Origin of the sequence: Kocuria rosea, from assembly GCF_023715525.1 — a bacterium.
In the GTDB taxonomy this organism is placed as follows: Bacteria; Actinomycetota; Actinomycetes; order Actinomycetales; family Micrococcaceae; genus Kocuria; species Kocuria rosea_A.
Window position 1 is genome coordinate 1 of the sequence record NZ_JAMBOG010000046.1, and the last position, 4308, is coordinate 4308.

4 protein-coding genes and 2 pseudogenes are annotated in these 4308 nt (G+C 66.2%); all 6 read left to right on the plus strand.

The window, feature by feature from the left end; translation table 11 throughout:
* Positions 1-198 precede the first annotated feature (198 nt).
* A pseudogene (locus tag M3185_RS16820) lies at positions 199-1274 on the plus strand (IS630 family transposase).
* A gap of 279 nt (positions 1275-1553) precedes the next feature.
* The gene (locus M3185_RS16825) at positions 1554-1715 is read left to right on the plus strand and encodes a cypemycin family RiPP (RefSeq protein WP_251334822.1); all 162 of its coding nucleotides are present in this window, start codon (positions 1554-1556) and stop codon (positions 1713-1715) included.
* A gap of 62 nt (positions 1716-1777) precedes the next feature.
* The gene (locus M3185_RS16830) at positions 1778-2608 is read left to right on the plus strand and encodes a hypothetical protein (RefSeq protein WP_251334823.1); all 831 of its coding nucleotides are present in this window, start codon (positions 1778-1780) and stop codon (positions 2606-2608) included.
* Positions 2598-3512 (plus strand): alpha/beta hydrolase, encoded by a 915-nt coding sequence (locus M3185_RS16835; protein WP_251334824.1) that lies wholly within the window; start codon positions 2598-2600, stop codon positions 3510-3512. The genes M3185_RS16830 and M3185_RS16835 overlap by 11 nt, the downstream gene beginning before the upstream one ends.
* Positions 3509-4030 (plus strand): hypothetical protein, encoded by a 522-nt coding sequence (locus M3185_RS16840; RefSeq protein ID WP_251334825.1) that lies wholly within the window; start codon positions 3509-3511, stop codon positions 4028-4030. Before M3185_RS16835 ends, M3185_RS16840 begins: the two co-directional genes overlap by 4 nt.
* A gap of 97 nt (positions 4031-4127) precedes the next feature.
* Positions 4128-4308, plus strand: a pseudogene (locus M3185_RS16845) (hypothetical protein); the annotation flags it as partial.

Below are 4308 nucleotides of genomic sequence, written 5' to 3' on the forward strand. Positions count from 1 at the left end.
TGTCGCCTCGGTACCCGAGCTCAACGCCAAGATCCGGGCCTTCGTCACCGGCTGGAACGACCGTTGCCACCCCTTCGTATGGACCAAGACCCCCGATGAGGTCCTGAAGAAAGCCAACCGCCAGATCGCTTCAAACACGGGCCACTAGTGCCGCGGGGTCGAAATACCTCAGCAGTTGACGGGGTGGGACCATGGGTTATGGCAAACCGTTCTGCGGCCCCGCTGCTGTTGCGCCAGGGCGATCGGGAGACGTTGCAGAGGCTCGTGCGCTCCACCTCGGTGCGCGCTGGGCTGGCGCAGCGGGCAAGGATCGTGCTGCTGGCCGCCGAGGGCATCTCGAACACCGAGATCGCGCAGAAGGTGGGTGCGACCCGCAACACCGTGATCGCCTGGCGGGCCCGCTATGAGCAGGCCGGCATCGCCGGGCTGGCCGACCACGACCGGTCGGGGCGGCCGCGGCGGATCGACCACCGGGCGATCGTGGCCGCCACGCTACGACCGCCGCCGAAGAAGCTGGGGGTCACGCACTGGTCCTCCCGGCTACTGGGCGCCCGGCTGGGGATCGACCACACCACGGTGGCCAAGGCCTGGCGGGAGTACGGGGTCGCCCCGTGGCGGGAGGGAACCTTCAAGTTCTCCACCGACCCCGAGCTGGTCGCCAAGGTCGTCGATGTCGTGGGCCTGTATCTGGCTCCGCCTTCAGAACGCGGTGGTGGAAGTGCGTGGACGAGAAGTCCCAGATCCAGGCCCTTGAACGCACGGCGCCTTCTCTGCCGATGCAGCCCGGACGGCCGGCGGCCCGGACCCACGACTACGTCCGGCACGGGACCTCGACCTTGTTCGCCGCTCTGGAGATTGCCACCGGTCACGTCACGGCAGCGTGCAAGCCGCGGCACCGGCGCCAGGAGTTCCTGGCCTTCCTGAAGCAGGTCGCTCGGGCCTACCCGGAGGGGCAGCTGCACCTGGTGATGGACAACTACGCCGTGCACAAGACCCCTGAGGTGAGGGCCTGGCTGGCCGAGAACCCCCGGTTCCAGGTGCACTTCACTCCCACCTCGGCGTCCTGGCTGAACCTCGTGGAGGTGTGGTTCGGCATTATCGAACGCCAGGCCCTGCACCGGGCCGACGTCGCCTCGGTGCCCGAGCTCAACCGGCGGATCCGCGCCTTCGTCACCGGCTGGAACGACCGCTGCCACCCGTTCGTGTGGACCAAGACCAGCACCGAGATCCTCAAGAAAGCCAACCGCTCAACGACTTCAAAGACGGGCCACTAGTCACACGGGTTTCCTTCCCTCGGATTACTGCTGTTTCATTCTCCAGCGGCAACTGAACTCCTCCCCGAGGAGGCCTCAAAAGTTCGCCGGATTAGACAATCGTCCACCACGGTTTGGGCCTTCAGCCGATAAAGAAAGACTGCAGTTGACAAAAGTCGGCGCACCAAAAAATCTAACATTGCCGAAAGCAAACACTTGTTTGTAGGGATGGCGTCGCCCCGATCTTTTCGACGCGCTCTCACGGCTGTTCATTTTCTGGATCGAATAAAGGAATGCGCCATGAACTCCACCATGACCGTTGAAGACATCATCAACTCCTCCGCGATCGATGCCACCCCGGGTTTCATGGAGGCCGTCGACACTCCCTCCATGACGACTCCGGCCACGTTCTACGCGGCCCAGTACGCGGTGGTGGGCAGCACGCTGTGCCTGGTCTGCTGAGGCGGGACCACCCCACACCTCATTGACCCTTCCTCCCCTGATACCGAACGAGAACACCGCGGATGACCCCTGAGAACCATGCTCTGCTGTCGAGCACACTGGCCGGCAAGATATTGCTCCCTGTCGCCGTCGGACAGGTGCTGGGCGGCCTCGAATCCCTGTGCAGCGCCCAGGAGCACGAACCCAGCGGGTATCTCAGGGGTCATTCACGGCTCCAGCCCGGCCCCAGCGCGCTGCCTCAGCGGTTCCGCCGCTTCCTGGACTCGGCCACCGAAGCCAAGGTGCTCAACTGCGCGACCATCGCTGGCGGCCTGCTGATCCTGGGGCGGCGTCACGACCGTGCGGCCCAGGTGGCCGGTGCTGCCCTGATGGTGGCCTCCAACAAGCTCTCCGAGATCCGCACCCCGTACGGGCGCGACGGGGCGGATCAGATGGCGGCGGTGATCCTCAGCTACCGGCTGGCCACGGCTTTGATCCCCGACCGTGATGTCGCCGACGACGTGTTCCTACGAGCGGTGAACCTGCAGACGTGCGTCTCCTACCTGGCCTCCGGGGCCGCCAAGGCCATCTCCAGCACCTGGCTCAGTGGGGAGGCTCTGGGCATGGTGCTGCAAACGAACTCCTACGGCCAGTCCTTCGCCGCCCGACAGCTGCTCAAGCAGCCCCATCTCATGCGGCTGCTGACCTGGGCCACCATCGGGTGGGAGAGTGCATTCCCCGTGGTGTATGCCCTCACGCCCCGGCGCGCCGACCAGGCTCTGGTCCTGGTGAAGCTCTTCCACCTCGGGGTGGCCCTGACCATGGGGCTGCCACGGTTCTTCTGGGGCTTCTCCGCCTCCCACCACTCCGTTGTCTATGTGATCCAGAAGAGGTGCCTCTCCCGTGGGAATTGAGACTCGGGTCGCGGCACTGACCGCCTGCGCCGCCGTGGCCAGCTCGACGGTCGTGCGCGCCAAACGCAGCGAGGAACTGGCCCGCCGGCAAGGACTCAAGGGCACGCACTTGCTGCCTGACGGGCAGGGCGGGTCCGTGGAATATCTCCTCACCGGCAATCCGTCCTCCACTGGGCCCGTGATCGTGTGCGAGAACGGGCTGGGTGAGCCCCTGGAAGGCTGGGACTGGGTGGAGTTCTTCCTCCAGGAGGACTACCGCATCCTGCGCTACCACCGCAGCCAGTACGGCCGGACCACCAGTGCACTACGCCCGGGTCAGCTGCTCGAGCTGCTGTTGCGCACCCTGGCCCCGGAGCAATCAGTGGCCTACGTGGGGCACTCCATCGGGTCCCTGGTGATGGGCAACGCCGTGACCGAATCCGCTTACCTGCGCGCCCGAGTCCAGTCGATCACCGTCATCGACGGCACCGACCCCCAGCTGCTGGCAGCCGACCGCTCCTCGGCGACGAAGGCGGCGAAGTTCCGGCAGGTCATCCGGCAACGCCGGCTGGCCGGAACCATCGGCTTCAACTGGTGGGAACCGGACATGATGGCCCGCCAGGTCGCCTACCGCCCCGATGTGCAGAACGCCTACCGGCTGTTCATCTCCGACAGCGCCACGCTGCGCACGGCCACCACCGAGTACACCGCTGAGCCCCTCAACGGCCTCACCGATCTTGACCACCTGCCGGTGGACCGCCACGTGTTCGCCGCGGCCGACAACGTCATTCAGCAGTCCCGGCTGGCCGAGCGGCTCCGCGCTGACCTCAGCATCGTTCCCGGCAGCGGACACCGATCCATCCTGGGCTACCCCGAACACGCCCTGCACTTCACCCGCCTGCTGCGCGAAAGAACGACCACATGAAAACCTCCCGCCTCATCGAGCACGGCGTCACCTGGGCGCTGATCGGCCACCTGGGCATCACCGTCTTCCAGAACACACCTGATGCGCACATCTCGATGCTCAACCGCTTCACCTTCGGCTGGACCATTCCGCAGTGGGGGTTCTTCGCCCCGAATCCGGGCACCGAGAACATCCACATCCTCTACCGGCACCAGCACGAGCACACCTGGGGCCCGTGGGCCGAGCTGCCCACCCGATACCGCCCCACCTGGCACTCCGGGATTTGGAACCCGGGCAACCGCGGCTACAAAGCCCTCTTCGACGCCGCCCAACAACTGATGACGCTTTCAGGCCATGGCGCCACCTTCGAATGGGTCGCCCAGAGCCCGGCATACCAACTGCTGGCCGACGTCATCGCCGGACGACTGCGCCCCACCACCCCCACCGGCACCTACCAGTTCATGCTCGCCACCTCCACCCCCGAGGCCGGCCCCGAGGGTGTGAAGCCGATCCTCACCTCCTTCCCCACCCCTCTGTGACCGGATCACCGGTCCGCCTGACCCCGGAGCCCCTACCTCGATGAGCCCTTCCCCGCCTCAAGCCCCCGTCTTCTCGGCCAAACGGATGCACCTGCATGTGACCGGGTCCGTCAACGCCGCCCTGGTACCCCACTGGCTCAACTGGCTGCGCATCTTCTACCCCGACCTCACCGTGAGCCTGTCCGTCACCCGCTCCGCCCAGCGGTTCGTCACTGTCGACAGCCTCCGCGCCCTGGCCTCAGGACCGGTGTGGATCGACGCCTGGGACGCCCCCGATA

Bases quoted from the DNA above. Each gene is read 5' to 3' on its own strand.
- M3185_RS16825 (WP_251334822.1), top strand. From the start codon at position 1,554: ATGAACTCCACCATGACCGTTGAAGACATCATCAACTCCTCCGCGATC.
- M3185_RS16840 (WP_251334825.1), top strand. From the start codon at position 3,509: ATGAAAACCTCCCGCCTCATCGAGCACGGCGTCACCTGGGCGCTGATC.
- M3185_RS16830 (WP_251334823.1), top strand. From the start codon at position 1,778: ATGACCCCTGAGAACCATGCTCTGCTGTCGAGCACACTGGCCGGCAAG.